The organism is Oscillochloris sp. ZM17-4, from assembly GCF_019599295.1.
Taxonomy (GTDB): Bacteria; Chloroflexota; Chloroflexia; order Chloroflexales; family Chloroflexaceae; genus Oscillochloris.
In genome coordinates, this window is the sequence record NZ_JAIEWN010000071.1 from 1 (window position 1) to 15,353 (window position 15,353).

Annotated in this window: 16 protein-coding genes; 13 read left to right on the forward strand and 3 right to left on the reverse strand. The window is 70.3% G+C overall.

The window, feature by feature from the left end:
* The first annotated feature begins 277 nt into the window (after positions 1–277).
* The 10 genes from K2Z83_RS26150 (at position 278) to K2Z83_RS26190 (ending at position 8,020) form a co-directional block, all read left to right on the forward strand.
* Complete coding sequence (locus tag K2Z83_RS26150) at positions 278–634, forward strand: hypothetical protein (protein WP_220598110.1); 357 nt, start codon at positions 278–280, stop codon at positions 632–634.
* 77 nt (positions 635–711) lie between these two features.
* Positions 712–1,557: an MBL fold metallo-hydrolase gene (locus K2Z83_RS26155; RefSeq protein WP_220598111.1), complete on the forward strand. Its 846-nt coding sequence runs from the start codon at positions 712–714 to the stop codon at positions 1,555–1,557.
* A 90-nt stretch (positions 1,558–1,647) separates the two neighbouring features.
* A complete protein-coding gene (locus K2Z83_RS26160) occupies positions 1,648–1,971 on the forward strand; it encodes a type II toxin-antitoxin system RelE/ParE family toxin (protein ID WP_220598112.1) in 324 nt (107 codons plus the stop codon).
* Positions 1,968–2,258, forward strand: a complete 291-nt coding sequence (locus K2Z83_RS26165; protein ID WP_220598113.1) for a type II toxin-antitoxin system Phd/YefM family antitoxin — start codon at positions 1,968–1,970, stop codon at positions 2,256–2,258. Before K2Z83_RS26160 ends, K2Z83_RS26165 begins: the two co-directional genes overlap by 4 nt.
* Before the next feature lie 27 nt (positions 2,259–2,285).
* Positions 2,286–2,846 (forward strand): glycosyltransferase, encoded by a 561-nt coding sequence (locus K2Z83_RS29505; RefSeq protein ID WP_255604528.1) that lies wholly within the window; start codon positions 2,286–2,288, stop codon positions 2,844–2,846.
* Positions 2,847–3,064: 218 nt separating this feature from the next.
* Positions 3,065–3,436, forward strand: coding sequence for a glycosyltransferase (locus K2Z83_RS29510; RefSeq protein ID WP_255604530.1), 372 nt, complete (start codon positions 3,065–3,067; stop codon positions 3,434–3,436).
* Between the two features lie 247 nt (positions 3,437–3,683).
* On the forward strand, positions 3,684–4,673 hold the full coding sequence (locus K2Z83_RS26175; protein WP_220598115.1) for a ketoacyl-ACP synthase III: 990 nt from the start codon (positions 3,684–3,686) through the stop codon (positions 4,671–4,673).
* Between the two features lie 44 nt (positions 4,674–4,717).
* On the forward strand, positions 4,718–5,992 hold the full coding sequence (locus K2Z83_RS26180) for a glycosyltransferase (RefSeq protein WP_220598116.1): 1,275 nt from the start codon (positions 4,718–4,720) through the stop codon (positions 5,990–5,992).
* A gap of 37 nt (positions 5,993–6,029) precedes the next feature.
* Positions 6,030–7,193, forward strand: coding sequence for a glycosyltransferase (locus tag K2Z83_RS26185; protein ID WP_220598117.1), 1,164 nt, complete (start codon positions 6,030–6,032; stop codon positions 7,191–7,193).
* Positions 7,190–8,020 (forward strand): alpha/beta fold hydrolase, encoded by an 831-nt coding sequence (locus K2Z83_RS26190; RefSeq protein ID WP_220598118.1) that lies wholly within the window; start codon positions 7,190–7,192, stop codon positions 8,018–8,020. Before K2Z83_RS26185 ends, K2Z83_RS26190 begins: the two co-directional genes overlap by 4 nt.
* 80 nt (positions 8,021–8,100) lie before the next feature.
* Here K2Z83_RS26190 and K2Z83_RS26195 read toward each other — a convergent pair whose 3' ends face one another.
* Positions 8,101–9,501 carry an aminotransferase class V-fold PLP-dependent enzyme gene (locus K2Z83_RS26195; protein WP_220598119.1) on the reverse strand — a complete coding sequence of 467 codons (1,401 nt, stop codon included), beginning with the start codon at positions 9,499–9,501 and terminating at the stop codon, positions 8,101–8,103.
* A 182-nt stretch (positions 9,502–9,683) separates the two neighbouring features.
* Here K2Z83_RS26195 and K2Z83_RS26200 point away from each other — a divergent pair, with 182 nt between their 5' ends.
* On the forward strand, positions 9,684–10,100 hold the full coding sequence (locus tag K2Z83_RS26200) for a glyoxalase superfamily protein (RefSeq protein ID WP_220598120.1): 417 nt from the start codon (positions 9,684–9,686) through the stop codon (positions 10,098–10,100).
* Between the two features lie 55 nt (positions 10,101–10,155).
* Positions 10,156–10,773 carry a Uma2 family endonuclease gene (locus tag K2Z83_RS26205; RefSeq protein WP_220598121.1) on the forward strand — a complete coding sequence of 206 codons (618 nt, stop codon included), beginning with the start codon at positions 10,156–10,158 and terminating at the stop codon, positions 10,771–10,773.
* A 27-nt stretch (positions 10,774–10,800) separates the two neighbouring features.
* On the opposite strand, the gene K2Z83_RS26210 is transcribed toward K2Z83_RS26205, so the two are convergent.
* Positions 10,801–11,802, reverse strand: coding sequence for a Gfo/Idh/MocA family protein (locus K2Z83_RS26210; protein ID WP_220598122.1), 1,002 nt, complete (start codon positions 11,800–11,802; stop codon positions 10,801–10,803).
* A 398-nt stretch (positions 11,803–12,200) separates the two neighbouring features.
* On the opposite strand from K2Z83_RS26210, the gene K2Z83_RS26215 reads away from it, so the two are divergent.
* Positions 12,201–12,719, forward strand: coding sequence for a nucleotidyl transferase AbiEii/AbiGii toxin family protein (locus K2Z83_RS26215; protein ID WP_255604529.1), 519 nt, complete (start codon positions 12,201–12,203; stop codon positions 12,717–12,719).
* A 153-nt stretch (positions 12,720–12,872) separates the two neighbouring features.
* Here K2Z83_RS26215 and K2Z83_RS26220 read toward each other — a convergent pair.
* Positions 12,873–15,353: alpha-2-macroglobulin (locus K2Z83_RS26220; RefSeq protein ID WP_305082528.1), on the reverse strand; the 2,481-nt coding region annotated here is incomplete at its 5' end.

Consider the following 15,353-nt stretch of genomic DNA (forward strand, 5'->3'; position numbering starts at 1 on the left):
CGCTGGAGATCATCGGGGAGTAGGACACGCCGACGGACGACGCCGCGAAATGATGCGTCGCGGGGCGCCGTCCCTATCGTGGGCGGACACATGGGTCCGCCCCTACATTGGCCTATTGGCAATACCACAGGAGGAACGCATGTCACCCTGAGAAGAGCCCCGGCCGGGATTCTTCGCTTCGCTCAGAATGACACGATAGCCCACAGCACACCGCCGCGATAAAGATCCGGTCAGTGCCTCACCCACTCAGCGCCTCAGTGATGATATGGAGGACCCAATGGACACCCTACAGCTCAGGATCACCCTGCCCAGCCGCGCCATGGCCGCCGAGGTCGAGCGCAGCCTGGCGGGCCAGGCCACCGTCGAGCGCGAGCCGGCCGTGTCGTACAGCATTGAGGCGGTCACGATGCTGGTCTCGCTCGCGGCCGGCCTGGTCAGCCTGCAGGCCGCGCGGACCCAGCTGGAGTCCAGCCGGCTGGAGGTGCTGAAGAAGATGCTTGAGGTCAAGGCGCAGCTGGCCCAGCAGGGCCAGGACGCCAAGGCGCGGATCGGCGCGGCCGACGGCGACATGCGCAGCTTCGCCGACGCCGACGAGGCCTTCCTGCGCCAGCTGCTCGGGCTGCCTGAGGCATGATGGACGCCGCGCTCAGCGTGACCGGGCGGGCTCTGCGGCACTGCGAACAGTGGATGACCTGAGCGGCGAATTTCACCATGAAACCCAGCGCACCTGCTCATTCAACACTCAACATTCAACATTCAACATTACTGCTCCTCGACACCGGCCACTGCCTGGTCTCGGCGCGCCACGTGATGCGCGGGGTGGCGCGGGAGTCGATGGCCTGCCGGGCGCTGGCGGCGCTGGTCGGCCACCCGCTGCACGGCTGGACGCTGTTCGACACCGGGTACGCGCCGCGCATGCTGGGGGCGACGCGCCGCCTACCCTGGCGGCTCTACCGGCTGGCCACCCCGCTGCGCATCCGCCCCGAGCAGGCGGCGGTGCGCCAGCTCGCGCAGGTCGGCGTGGCCCCCGCCGACATCCGCCGGGTGATCATCTCGCACTTCCACGCCGACCACGTCGCCGGCCTGCGCGACTTCCCCGGCGTCCCGGTGATCGCCTCGGCCGAGGCGCTGGCGAGCATCACGGGGCTGCGCGGCCTGGCCGCCCTGCGCCGCGCCCACATCCCGGCGCTCATGCCCGACGACATGGCCGCCCGCGCCGTGGCCCTGCCCGCCTTCGCCGGCCCGCCCCTGCCCCACCTCGGCCCAACCCACGACCTGTTCGGCGACGGGTCGCTGCTGCTGGTGGAGCTGCCCGGCCACGCCAGGGGCCAGATCGGCGCGCTGCTCCAGACCGACGCCGGCCCGGTGCTGCTGGCCGCCGACGGGGCCTGGACGAGCCGGGCCATCCGTGAGCAGCGCCCCCCGGCGCGGATCACCCACTTCTTTGTGGATGATGCGCGGGCCGTCGGCGCGACCCTGGCGAACCTGGGGGCCTTCGCCGCCGCCCGCCCCGAGGTGCGGATCGTGCCCTGCCACTGCCCTGAGGTGGTGATCTGAGTCTGATCGCGAGATCCTTCGCACGCTTGACAGTAGCATACGCCTATGACTATAATTGTAGTCATAGGCATATTGCGTTCAGGATCGTGTATGTCACCATCACAGCCCTATCAGATCATCTACGCGCCAATAACGAGCGAGCATGTACGCGCGATTGATCGGAAATTCTACGCACTGATACGTGATACTATCCTTGAGCGATTGTCATACGAGCCATCGGAAGAGAATCGCAATCGTAAGCCTCTGAAGCGTCCGGCCTTCGAGGAGGCAACGTGGGAGCTTCGCTTTGGCCCTGATAATATGTTTCGCGTCTTTTACGATGTGAAGATCCCAGAACGGGAAGTACATATTCTCGCTATCGGGATGAAGCGGCGTACGACGCTCTCTGTCGGTGGTGAGGAGGTTGATCTATGAAGATCGCATCCGTTGCTGATGTGAAAGCAAAGCTGAGCGCCTACATAAAGGCCAGCGAGGAAGAGCTGGTGGTGATTACCCGCAATGGGAAAGCGATTGCGGTCTTGCTGCCTATTGAGGATGACGCGGAACTAGAGCGGCTGGTTCTTGCCTACTCAACGCAATTCCAGACGGTGCTCGATACCGCACGCGCTGAGATTGCAGCCGGCAGCGGCATCGCCCACGAGGATTTCTGGGCTGCCCTTGAGCCCGCGCCGCACGAGCAATCGACGACGGGTGATGGGTAAGTCCCACCGTCGGCAATCGGCAACCGCATGATGCAGATCGCCCTCCTCGCCCTGGGCTCGCGCGGCGACGTGCAGCCCTTCGTCGCCCTCGGGCTGGCCCTGCGGGCGCGCGGCCACCGCGTGCGCCTGCTGGCCGCCGCCGACTACGCCGATCTGGCCGCGCCCTACGATCTTGCGTTCGCTCCCCTGATCGGCGCGATCAGCGACCTGATGGACACCGGGATGGCTCTGGATGCGCTGGACTCGGCGCGCGGCCGGCTGCCGCTCGGCTTCGCCCGCCGCTTCGTGGCCCAGGTGGCCCCGCTGCTCCCGCCGCTGGCCGCCGACACGCTGGCCGGCTGCGCCGACGCCGACCTGATCGTCGCCTCGACCCTGGGCGGCTATGTGGGCCTGTCGGTCGCCGAGCGGCTGGGCGTGCCGCTCGTGCCCGCCCACTTCCACCCCTCTGGCCCGACGTGGCAGGCGCCCGACGTGTCCTTCCCGCCGGCGCCGCCCGGCCTGCCGCTGCGCGGGATCTACCACCGGCTGAGCCACACGCTGGCGACCCACGGGCTCTGGCAGCTGCTGCACGGGCCGCTCAGTGGCTGATCGACCCGCCCGCCGGCTGGGCGCCGCCGCCCGAGCTGGCGGCCTTTCTCGCCGCCGGCCCGCCGCTGGTCTACGTCGGCTTCGGCAGCATCCTGGCCGGGCGCGACCCGGCGGGCGTGGCGGCGCTGCTGGCCGAGGCCCTGGCCCGCGCCGGGCGGCGCGGCCTGCTCTACCGGGGCGCGTGGGGCGACCTGGACGGCTTCGCGCTGCCCGCGCACATGCTGCGCATCGGCGACACGCCCCACGGCTGGCTCTTCCCGCAGGTGGCGGCGGTCGTCACCCACGGCGGCGCGGGGACGGTGAATGCCGCCCTGCGCGCCGGCGTCCCGCCGGTGGTGCTGCCGGTCTTCGGCGACCAGCGCCTGTGGGCGCGGCGGGTGGCCGAGCTGGGCGCGGGGCCGCCGCCCATTCCGCGCGCCGAGCTGACGGTCGAGGGGCTAGCCGGCGCGGTGGCGGCGGCCTGCGCGGACGCGGGCATGCGCCGGCGGGCCGCCGCGCTGGGCGCGCAGATCGTCGCCGAGGGCGGCGCGGCGCGGGCCGCCGCGCTGCTGGAGGCAGCGCGATGGGTAAGGGCGGATCGTAAGGGCTGATGCAACGTCCTGGGCTCCCCACGGCTGGCGACTGGAAGTCGCGCCGACGGGGCGCGTTGCGCCGGGCGTCGGCGCAGGCCGACGCCGGAACCGCCCGCGTAGGCGGGCGGCTGCCCGCAGGCCCCAGCGGCGCGGCTTCAGCCGCCAGCGATTTTGTAACAGCCCTGGGGCGGATCGTAAGGGCGCAGCGCGCTGCGCCCCTATGAAATATAATGACTCGTATCATTCTCTCTAACCCTGGAGCACTATGCTACCTGTGATGATCGCCGGCATGGGCACCTACCTGCCCGAGCGGGTGGTGACGAGCGCCGAGCTTGAGCGGGATTGGAACCTGACGCCGGGCTGGATTATGCGCGTCGCCGGCATCCGCGAGCGGCGCTACGCCGACCGCGAGACGGTCGCGGGCATGGCCGCCGCCGCCGGGCGGCGCGCCCTGGCCGCCGCCGGCATGACGGTGTCGGACATCGACCTGATCATCGCCGCGTCGAGCGCGCCGCAGCAGACCATCCCCTGCACCGCCGCCTTCATCCAGCGCGAGCTGGGCGCGCCCGAGGGGGCGAGCGCCTGCTTCGATGTGAACGCCACCTGCCTGAGCTTCCTCTTCGCCATGCAGAGCGCCGCCCACCTGCTGGCCGCCGGCAGCTACCGCGCCGCCCTGGTGGTGAGCAGCGAGATCGGCGGGCTCTCGCGCAACCCGGCCGACCCGGCCAGCGCCTGCCTCTTCGGCGACGCCGCCGCCGCCGCGGTGCTCACCCGCGCGCCCGAGGGCGGGGCCAGCCGCGTGCTCTGGGCGCAGTTCGCCACCTACAGCGGCGGCGCCGACCTGACCGCCATCCCCGGCGGCGGCTCGCTGCACCACCCGAACGACCCGGCCACCACCCCCGAGATGAACATGTTCCACATGGACGGATCGGGCGTCTTCCGCCGCGCGGCGAAGGTGCTCGGCCCCTTCGTCGATAGCTTCCTCGCCCGGACGGGCTGGTCGCACGCGGATGTGGACGTGGTGGTGCCGCACCAGGCCAGCCGCCACGGCGTCGAGCTGGTCAGCACGCGGCTGGGCTTCCGCCCCGATCAGGTGGTGAATAACATTGCCGAGCGCGGCAACTGTATCGCGGCCTCCATCCCCCTGGCCCTCGCCGAGTCACTGGACGCCGGGCGGGTCAGCCGGGGCCAGCGGGTGATGCTGCTGGGCACCGGCGCGGGGCTGACGCTCGGGGCGCTCGGGCTGGTGTTTTGAGCAGAGAGGTTTGGAGAGGCGCAGCCTCTCCGAAAAAGACCCCCATGATCCTGGCGCTGCTGTACATGGCCGATAGGCTCCTGCGCCTGCTGGCCCTGCGCGACTTCTTCCGCCGCCCGCCGCCGCCCGCCCCGCCGGAGTGGCCGGCGGCCACGCTGATCCAGCCGGTGACGCGGGGCACGCACGACCTGCGCCGCGCCCTGGCGAGCCGCGCCGCGCTCGCCTACCCCGGCCCGCAGCAGCATCTGCTGGTGTGCGATGTGGGCGATAGGCAGAGCCAGCAGGTTGTCCACGAGCTGATGGTGGAGAGCCCCGGCTGGCCCGCCGAGCTGATCCTGGTCGCGCCCGACTCGGGGGTGATCGCCTCGAAGCTGGAGAAGATCCGCGCCGCGCTGCCCCGGGCCGCCGGGGAGGTGCTGATATTTGTGGACGACGACGTGCGCCTGCCGCCCGACGCGCTGCGCACCCTGCTGCCGCACCTGTGGACCCCGGGCGCGGGTGCCTCCTTCGGGCTGGCCCGCTACGAGGCCTGGGAGACGCCCTGGTCGAGCCTGATGAGCCTGTTTGTGAACGCCAGCGCCCTGCCGAGCTATGTGCCGCTGAGCTACCTGGCCGAGCCCTACACGATCACCGGCCACTGCTTCGCTCTGCGCCGGGGTGTCTTCGATGCGGCGGGCGGCTTTGCGGGGATGGCGGCCCGCCTCGACGATGACCACGAGCTGGCCCGGCGGGTGCGCGCCCTCGGCCTACGCTGCGTGCAGACGCCGCTGATCTACGGGGTCGAGAACCGCCTGGCCACGGCGCGGGCCTACCGCAACCAGCTGCGCCGCTGGCTCACCATCCCGCGCCTGACGATGCTGCCCCAGCTCAGCCCGCGCGAGCGGCTGGTGACGCTGCTGGCATCGGCGGGCAACCTGCTGCCGCCGATGATCGCCCTGCTGGCGATCTTACGGGCTGTGCCCCAGATATGCTTTTTGTTGGGTTTGGGCGGCAAAGCCGCCCAAACCCAACAAAAAAAGAGCGCGGGGGCGGCGCAGCCGCCCCCGCACCCCCACCGGGAGTTGATACTGGTAGTGGCGATCTTTCTGGCCTGCTACGCCATCATCGATCGCGCCTACCTCGGCGGCGTCACCCCGGCCCGCCGCTGGCCGCTGCTGCTCGTCACCGCGCTGCTCACGCCCCTGCACGTGCTGGCCGTCAGCCTGGGCGGCGACGAGTTTGAGTGGCGCGGCCAGCGCATCCGCCTGCTGCTGGGGGGCGGGTTCGAGGTCGTTGGGGCGCAGCAGGCGCGCGCGGGTACCCGCGATGATCGGGGGTAGCGTCGGTGCGCCTGCTGCGCCCTTACCGAGGCATACCATGACATTTCTCCTCATCCTGGCCCTCGCCGAGCGCGCCTGGAAGCACCTGTCCGTCGTGCGATTCTTCCGCCGCCCGCCGCCGCCCGCGCCGGCCGGCCCGCTGCCCATGGTCAGTATCATCCAGCCTATCCTCAGCGGCGACCCGGCTCTGGCCGAGGGGCTGGCTCAGAACCTAGACGCGCCCACGGCCTACCCGCGCGAGTTTCTCTGGCTGGTCGATACGGACGACGCGGCGGCCCAGGCGATCTGCGCCGGCCTGATCGCCGCCCGCCCTGAGCTAAGCGTGCGCCTGATCCTGCTCGGCCCGCCAGCGGCTAACGAAAACCCCAAGCTGATCAAGCTGATCGCCGGGGCGCGCGCGGCCAGCGGCGAGGTGATCTGCGTGCTGGACGACGACACCCGCCTGCCGCCCTACGGCCTGGAGCAGCTGCTGCCAGCCCTGGAGCAGCCCGGCGTCGGGCTGGCCTTCGGCCTGCCCTACTACGTCAGCTTCGACACTATCTGGTCGGCCCTGGTGGCCTGCTTCGTCAACAGCAGCAGCCTGACCACCTACCTGCCCTTCGCCTCCCTGCGCCAGCCGCTGACGATCAACGGTATGTGCTACGCCATGCGCCGCGATGTGCTGGCGCGGCTCGGCGGCTTCGCGGGGCTGGAGCATGTGGTTGCCGACGACTTCGCGGTGGCCCAGCGCGTGCGCGCGGGCGGCCTGCGGCTGGCCCAGACCGGGCTGCGCCACGCGATCGCCACCACGGTGGACGGCCCCGGCGCCTACGCCCGGCTCATCCAGCGCTGGCTGATCTTCCCGCGCGAGTCGCTGATGCGCCACCTGGCCCCCGCCGACCTGGCGCTCTTCTACGCGGTGACGCTCGTGCCCCTGGCCGGGCCGTGGCTGGCCCTGCTCGGCATCTGGCGCGGCGGGCCGGCCCGCGCCCTCGGCCTGGCCCACCTGCTCTATAGCTCTATCATCTTCGCCCACCTGGAGGCGGCCTACCTGGGCCGGCCGACGCCCCGGCGCTGGCGCTGGCTGGTGCCCCTGGTCGGCCTGCTCACCCCGCTCCAGGCCCTCGCCGCCCTGCTCTCGCCGCAGCGCATCAGCTGGCGCGGCCACCTGATCGCCGTCGAGCCCGGCGGCGGCATCCGCACCATCCGCAGGCGGGCGTGAGCGAGTCGCTCGCCGCAGAGTTCGCCGCTTTCTGCGCGGCCCACCCGACCCGCCGTGCCATAGTCGGCGGGCATCGCTGGGAGTATATCGACGCGGGCGCGGGCGGCCCGCCGCTCATCTTGCTCCCCGGCGGCTTCGGCGTGCCGGCAACCTCGTTCCGCTATATCCCGGCCCTGGCCGAGGGGCGCCGCGTGGTCGCCGTGGGCTACCCGCCGGAGCTCGACATAATGGACGGCCTATGTGACGGGCTGGCCGCCCTGATGGACGCGCTGGGCCTCGGGCCGGCCTGGCTGCTTGGCGGCTCGGCCAGCGGCTTCGTGGCCCAGGCCTTCGTGCGCCGCCACCCCGGCCGTGTGTTCGGCATGATCCTGGCCCAGAGCGGCGCCCCCCGCCCCGCGCGCGCCCACCTCAGCCGGGCCTGCGCGGGGCTGCTGAACGCCCTGCCCATGGCGCTGACCTTCGGCCTGCTGCGCCTATCCATCGCCGCCGACCTGCGCGGGGGAACGGAGGCGCGCCAGTTCTGGCGCGGCCACTTCGCCGAGGTGCTGGCCCAGCAGAGCCGGGCTGCCCTGGTGGGCCGCTTCCGCCTGGCCGCCGACTTCGACGCCAACGACCAGCTTGTGGCGCACCACAGACACGGTGCGGGCCGCGTTGTGATCATCGAGTCGGCGGGCGACGGCCTGATCGGCCCCGGTGAGCGGGCCGCCCTGCGCGCGCGCTACCCCGCCGCCAAAGTGTACACCCTGGCCGGCGGCCACAACGACAGCGTCGAGCGCCCCGAGGCGCAGATCGCCCTGATCAGGGCGATCCTGCGCCCCTTGCGGTGAGGGTGTGGGAGAGCTTCGCTCTCCCACATATCTTCATATGGTGTGATGGCGGCTTCGCCGCCATCACACCATATGAAGAGTTATTGCAGCATAGTTCGGGCGAAGGCCATAAACCGCTGGGCGTCGGCGAAGGTGCTGGCGATGCCCAGCGAGACCCGCACCGCGCCGGTGGCCCGCCCGGCCAGCTTGTTGATGAAGTCGTCGAAGCTGATCGGGCCGAACTCGCGGAAGTAGGCCGCCATATCCTCGCCGGTCAGCCCGTTGATCACCTCGCCGACGCCGGGGTTGCAGAAGCAGCCGCTGCGCAGCGAGATGCCCGCATCGCTGGCCTGCTGCTCCACCGCGCGGAAGTCGATCCGCTCGCCCGCGCTATCGTAGAAGTTCATCGCCAGGGTGCCGCCGCGCCCCTCGGTGTCCGTCGGCCCGTAGATCGTCACCAGCGGCCGACCGTTGCGGTGGCGCAGCCCGGCTAGCTCGCCCAGCAGCCAGCCTGCCAGCAGCTCCACCCGCTGGTGGATCCGCTCGATGCCGGCCGCCTCCATGTGGCGCAGGCCGATCGTCACCGCCGGCAGCCCCAGGTAGTTGATCGTCCCGTCCTCGAATCCGGTCTCCCCGGCGGCCAGGAAGTGCCCGCCGCCCTGGGCCGAGGCGATGGTGATCGTGCCGCCGGCGAACCATGGCCGGCGCAGCTTTGTGAGCGAGTCGCGGCGGACGATCAGCGCGCCGATGCCGGTCGGGTAGCCGAATATCTTGTAGAACGAGATCGCCACGAAGTCGGGCTTGTGGACGCTCAGGTCGAGCCGGTTGGTCGGCGCGAAGGCCGCCGCGTCCAGCAGGACGTCCCACCCCTTCGCCTGGGCCGCCGCGATCCAGCCCAGGTCGTGCTGGACGCCGCTGAAGTTTGACTGGGCCGGGAAGGCGAACAGTCCGGCCGCTCCGGGGGCGAGCCGGCCTAGCTCGGCACCCACCGTGGCCGGGTCGAGCCGCAGGTCGCCCTCGCGCACCGGCAGGTAGGTCACCTCGGCGTTGCGGGCGCGGGCGAACTCGCGGATGCCGTTCACCGAGTTGTGGTTGTCGACAGTGAGCAGGTAGCGCCCGTCGTGGGCGAAGGGGTAGGACTCGCCGACCAGCTTGAGCGCGCCGCTGGCGTTGAGCGTGAAGATCGCCGTGTACTCCTGCGGGTCGGCGCGGAAGTAGCGCAGCACCTCGGCCCGCGCGTCCTCGCAGAGCACGGTGGCCGCCTGCGAGGTGGGGTTGCACGAGTGCGGGTTGCCGAAGGTGTGCGCGCGCAGGATGTCCATGTGCTCGCGCAGCTGCACGTCGGCGTACAGCCCGCCGCCGGTGTAGTCCAGGTAGATCTGGCCCTCGGCGTCGAGTCGGGCGTACTCCTTCGCCCGCAACTCGTCCAGGGCGGCCGTCTCGTCATAGGCCGGGTGGGTGGCGCGAAACTCGGATAGGGCGTCCGTCGCGGTGGTGGTCATTGGGGCCTCCTTGCCTCAATATCGGTGGGCCAGCGGGTCTTAACCTATAGTACACCAGGTGAGCGGTCGATCACTACGCTATGATGATCGCGGGCGCAGACGGGATACATGTTAGGATATATGTGCTATTATGTCTCTGCGATCGAGTCTGCCCAGCTGACCATAGATAAGGAGTGCGCGCCATGGACTGGAAGCTTGAGCTTGTGATCGTCCCCGTCGCGGATGTAGATCGCGCCAAGGCCTTCTACACCGATCGGGCCGGCTTCCGCCTGGATGTCGATCACCACCCCAACGATGCGTTCCGCGTCGTGCAGATGACGCCGCCGGGCTCGGCCTGCGCGATCAGCGTCGGGGTCGGGATCACGCAGGCGACGCCGGGCTCCGTCCAGGGGCTGCACCTGGTGGTCTCCAACATCGAGGCGGCGCGGGCCGAGCTCGTCGGGCGCGGGGTCGATGCGAGCGCGATCTTTCACTTCGAGGAGGGCCGGCAGATGTCGGGGATCGACCCCGAGCGCCGCGACTACGGCTCATTCCTCTCGTTCAGCGACCCCGACGGCAACAGCTGGCTGGTGCAAGAGGTTCATCACGGCGCGCCCTGAGGCCGGGTGCTATACTGGATGCCTACCAGGAATGTGCGAAGGTGAGGTGATGCCCATGGCTGTTGAAATTCGCTCCGCAGATCTCATGATCATCCACAAGTCCAATGGTATCGAGGTCGCACTTGATGACCTCCAGGGGCTCTGGACTGAGGAGCAGTACCTTAAGATCACCGATCAGACCAACCACCTTATCGAATTCACCGATGGATTTATTGAGTTTCCACCTATGCCTACTGATAATCACCAAGTGATCATGCTGTTCATGTATGATCTGCTGCGCATCTTTCTCGCCCAGATTGGCGGCAAGGTGCTGGTCGCCCCGCTGCGGCTCCAGATCCGCCCCGGCAAGCAGCGCGAGCCCGACATCCTGCTGGTGCGCGACGCGGGCGACCCGCGCCGGCAGAACCGCTACTGGCTCGGCGCGGACCTGGTGGTCGAGGTGGTCAGCCCCGACGATGTGGAGCGCGACACGGTCGAGAAGGTGGCCGACTACGCCGAGGCCGGCATCCCCGAGTACTGGATCGTCAACCCCGAGGACGAGAGCATCACGGTGCTGACGCTGGCGGGGGAGGCATACGCGGCGCTGGGGGTGTTTCGGCGCGGCGATGTGGCGCGCTCGGCGCTGCTGGAGGGCTTCGCCGTGAGCGTGGATGCGGTGATGGACGCATCCTGATCCGTGGCTCAATCGCCCCACTCAGTGCTACAGCGCAACGCGCGCCCGCCCGCCGCCGCTGATCGCGGCGGCGACCGCCTCCAGGATGGCGACGTCGCGCAGGGCCATCTCGGGCGTGTAGGCGGGCCCGGCGCGCTCGATGAACGCCCGGCGCAGCCCCCGCCACATGGCCAGGTAGGCGTTCTCCTCGGGCAGGTCGATGCTCCGCTCAGGCTCGCCGGGGCGCACGATCAGGAGCTGGTCCTGCTCGACGGCGATCGCGCCGGCGGTGCCATAGATCCGGCGGTGGTTCGCCAGCGGCTGGAGGTAGCCGGAGTAGCTGAGCGTGCCCGTGACGCCGCCGGCATACTGGAAGATCGCCGACACATGATCATACGCGCCGTAGCCGGGGCGCAGCTTCTGGCCCGTGGCCATGACCGCCTCCGGGGCGCCGAAGATGCGCGAGAGGCCGGCGATCATGTGTACCCCGCCATCGAACATGGTGCCGAGCGGGAAGTCGGCATCCCTGCGCCAGGGAGTCGAGTCGTAGCGCAGCGCGCCCTCGGCCCGGTCGCCCTCCACATGCTGCACCCAGTCCCAGGTCACCAGGTCGCCGATCACCCCGGAGCCGATCGTCTCGGCCACGACCTCCTCCGCCCGCCGGTAGCCCATCTGCTCGGCGACGCAGAGCGTGCGCCCGGCGCCCCTGGCGAGCTCGGCCAGCGCGCGGCCCTCGGCGGACGAGCGGGCGATCGGCTTCTCCATGATCACATGCTTGCCGGCGCGCAGGGCGGCGGCGGCCACCGGCGCGTTGAGCCCGAGCGGGGTCAGCACCAGGGCCGCGTCGACCTGCGGCAGCGCGAGCAGCTGCTGGTAGTCATCGACGATCGCCGCATCCGGGTAGCGCTCGGCGGCGGCGGCCCGGCGCTGCGGGCTGATGTCGCAGAGCGCCACCGGCACGAAGGCGTCGCCCATCGTCGCCAGGATCGCCTCGTGTACGCGCGCCCAGATCAGCCCGAGCCCGATCACGCCTAGACGAACTGGCTGCATAGTGTCCTTCGCTCCATCGCTAGAGAAGGCCGGCTTGCCGGTGAGGAAGCACCCCGCCGCCCGACACCGGCACCGCACTAGCGCGTATTATACCAACTGGAATTGAGCAAGCCGCATACACGCCGCCGCCAGAGCGCGTTGGAACGCCATGCGCGGCAATCTGCAATCCAAAATCTGCAATCTGAAATGGTATTATACGACAGTCACTGTCTGAGCACTAGGGTTTACCCTGCCCTGATGCGGCAGGCGTGCTATACTGATCCTAGACACGTCGGTACACCGCCTTTTGGTTCAGGAGCACGCTGATGCGCCCAGCAACGGCATTTCTGCAGATTGCGCTGCGTCGCGCCGCTCGGGGCACGGGCTCATCGGCAGTGTTCCTTGACCGGAGAACCGCGATGATCCCCACCCCCGACCTCGGCGCGATCCTAGGCTCCACGCCGTGGGTGCTCATCGGTGGACTGGCGCTACGCGCCTACGCGCCGGAGCGCATGACTCTCGATGTCGACATTATGATCCACGCCGACGACGAGGCGTCGGCGAAGGCGGCCTTTCAGCGCGCCGGCTATATGATCACCGGGCCGCTGACGATCGGCGGCTTCACCGCGCATCCTGCTGATGGCAGCGCGCTGATCGACGTGCTCGCCAGCAGTGCGCCCTGGCTGGCCGAGGCGCTCGCCGCACCGACACCTGACCCGGCCGGCCTCCCGGCCATGCCCCGCCCCTATCTGTTACTCCTCAAGCTCCAAGCCGGGCGCACCCAAGACCTCGCGGACGTGCAGCGACTCCTCCGTGGTACCAGTGAAGCGGATCGCGCCGCGATGCGCGTGATCGTCGTGCAGTACGCCGCCGATCTGGTCGAAGACTATGATGCCCTGGTGATGCTCGCCGATCTAGAGTTTGGCGCGGTGAATTAAGCCACCGTCGTGTTCAGGCTTCCTAGGCTTTTGGGCGGTGGTTGCTCTATACAATCCCGCGCTAGCTTGGGCCTGCCTCCGCATTCCGGCAGCATATCGCTGGCGCTTAAGGCTTAGGCGCGGGAGAGCAACCCTCCCGCGCCTAAGCCTCGCTTACGGCGCCGTCACGGTGAACGTCGCCCCGTCGCTGCGCCCGAACACCTCGGGCTGGTAGGTGCGCATGGCCCTGGCCGGCAGCGCCTGGAAGACGCCGGGCGTGCTGGCGCGGGCCAGGTAGCTGTAGGTGTACGTGCCCCTCGGCAGGTCGCTGGCGAAGAGCGCCACCCGGTTGTCGCGCACCTCGGTGCGCCCGAAGTACCACCAGTAGGGCCGCTCGCCGTCCGCCGGGGCCACCTGCGGGTCGCGCGCGGCGGCGCTGCTGGTGCGCAGGCTGGTGTCCAGCGCCTCCAGCCCCGCCGGCAGCATGTCCTCGACCATGAAGTAGGGCATGTCCTCGGGAACCGTCAGGGTGATCCGCACCTGGACGAGGTCGCCCAGCGCGGCCTGGTCGGTCAGCTGGCCGGTCGGGCTGAGCGTGGCGGTGTCCACCATGACGTACTCGCGGCGCACGCCCACGCCGTTGTCCAGGGCCGTCACGCTGGCGGCGTCCTGGTAGCCGCGCATGCGCAGGGTGTAGTAGAGCCGGCCCGCGCCGCTCTGCCCGCTCCCAAACTGGCGCTGGATGCTCAGCTGGCTGTCCGCGCCCTGGGCCAGGTCGGCCAGCTGCGCCACCAGCTCGATCGGCGTGTCCAGGTTCTGGCTGTTCACGCTGCCCTCGCCCAGCGTCTTGTCGCCCAGGGCCACCCGGTAGCTGTAGTCGGCCTTCAGCTCGCCGCTCTGGGCGATGTACTCCGAGAGGGCCAGCAGGGTCACGGCGGTCTCCTGGGTGCTGGCCCAGTGGCCGCGGTCGCGCAGGCCCATCAGATAGCGCACGGCGTTGGGTGCCAGGATGCTGTCGGGCTCGGCCCGTAGCAGCGCCTGGAGCGCCAGGGCCGTCGTGCGCGTGTCGCTGCCCATCGTCCAGTAGTCGGCGCGGGCCTCCTCCCAGTGGGCGTCGGTTGTGCGCATGATCGCGGCGGCCGTTATGCCGTCGGCCAGGGCCGTCACCCGTGTGTCGTCGCCCAGGCCCTTCAGAGCCATCAGCAGGTAGGCCCGCCCGTAGATGTCGAGCTTGGCCCGCTCATCGTAGAGCGCCACCGTCCGCCCGCGGTCGGCCTGGCCCAGCTCGCCCAGCACGAAGAGCGCGTAGGCCCGCGTGTTCAGCCGGCTGGCCTCGGGGATTCCCCGGCCCTTGTCGCTGTCGCCGGCGATGGCGTCCTTCAGGTAGGCCACGCCGCGATCGATCGCGCTCTGCTCAACGCCGAAGCCGGCCCGCTTGGCCTCGCCCAGCCCCTGCACCACGTAGGCGCTCAGGTAGGGGTCGCTCTCGTCGCTCGCCCACCAGCCCCAGCCGCCGTCGAGCTGCTGGAGCGCGTAGAGCCGCTGCAGCCCCTGCGATAGGCTCGCCTCAAGCGAGGCCTTCAGGCCGGGCCTGTCGAGCCCCAGCTGCGCGTAGAGCCGGTAGCTCACGGCGTTTGGCAGCAGGGCGCTCACCGTCTGCTCGGTGCCGGCGTAGGGGTAGCTCTCCAGGTAGCTCAGGCCGCCCTGCAGGCCGGCGGCCAGCGAGGGCGCCAGCTCCAGCGTCAGCTCGCCCCGCGCCGGGTCGCCCGTCGGCGGGCGGATCGTCTCCACCGTCGTGTCGATCACCTGCCCGGCGCTCGCCGCCACCTCGGGCGTCTCGTAGCGCTGCACCGGCAGCGTCATCTCCAGGGCGTCCTGCATGTCGCCGCCGCTCACGCTCAGGCGCACGGTCACGTCGCCCGCCCCGGCCACCGTGGCCTTCCAGCGCACCAGCGCCTGTCCGTTGGCCGGCACGCTCACCTGCTGCGCGGCGCTGTCCTGAAGGCTGATCGGCCCGTTCCCGCCGTCGGCCCCGCTCAGGCCGAGGGTCACGCTCGCGTCGATCGGGCTGCCGGTGCTGTTCTGCACCACCGCCTGCAGCGTCGGCTGGTCGCCGTCGGTCAGGAAGCGCGGGAAGGTCGCCCGCACCAGCAGCGGGCGGGTCGCCACCACGTCGCTGCTCTCCTGGCCCACCAGGGTGTCCTGCGTCACCCCGCGCGCCGTCAGGCGCCAGGTGGTCAGGCTGTCGGGCAGGGTCACGGAGACGGTGGCCGTGCCGTCGGCGCCGGTCACCAGGCCGGCGTTCCAGTAGGCGGTGTCGGGGAAGTCGCGCCGCACCAGGGCCGGCGCGCTCAGGCCGCCGCCGCCGCCCTTGGCATCCCCGGACAGGACGGCCTCCACCCGCTCGCCCAGGGCGATGATCGACTGCGCAGTGAAGACGCCCAGCGGCCGCCGCTCGTAGAAGGCCTGGCGCAGGCTCGGGTTCGGGTCGGCCGCCAGCGTCAGCACGGCCTTGTCCACCAGGGCCAGGCTCACCTCGGCCGGCACGCCCTTGCCGCTGTAGTCCTTCGTGGTCACCGTGTAGCTGACCGTGTCGCGCGGGCCGACCTGGCCCTTGTCGGGCGTGATGCTGATCGTCAGGTCCTGCTGCTCGGT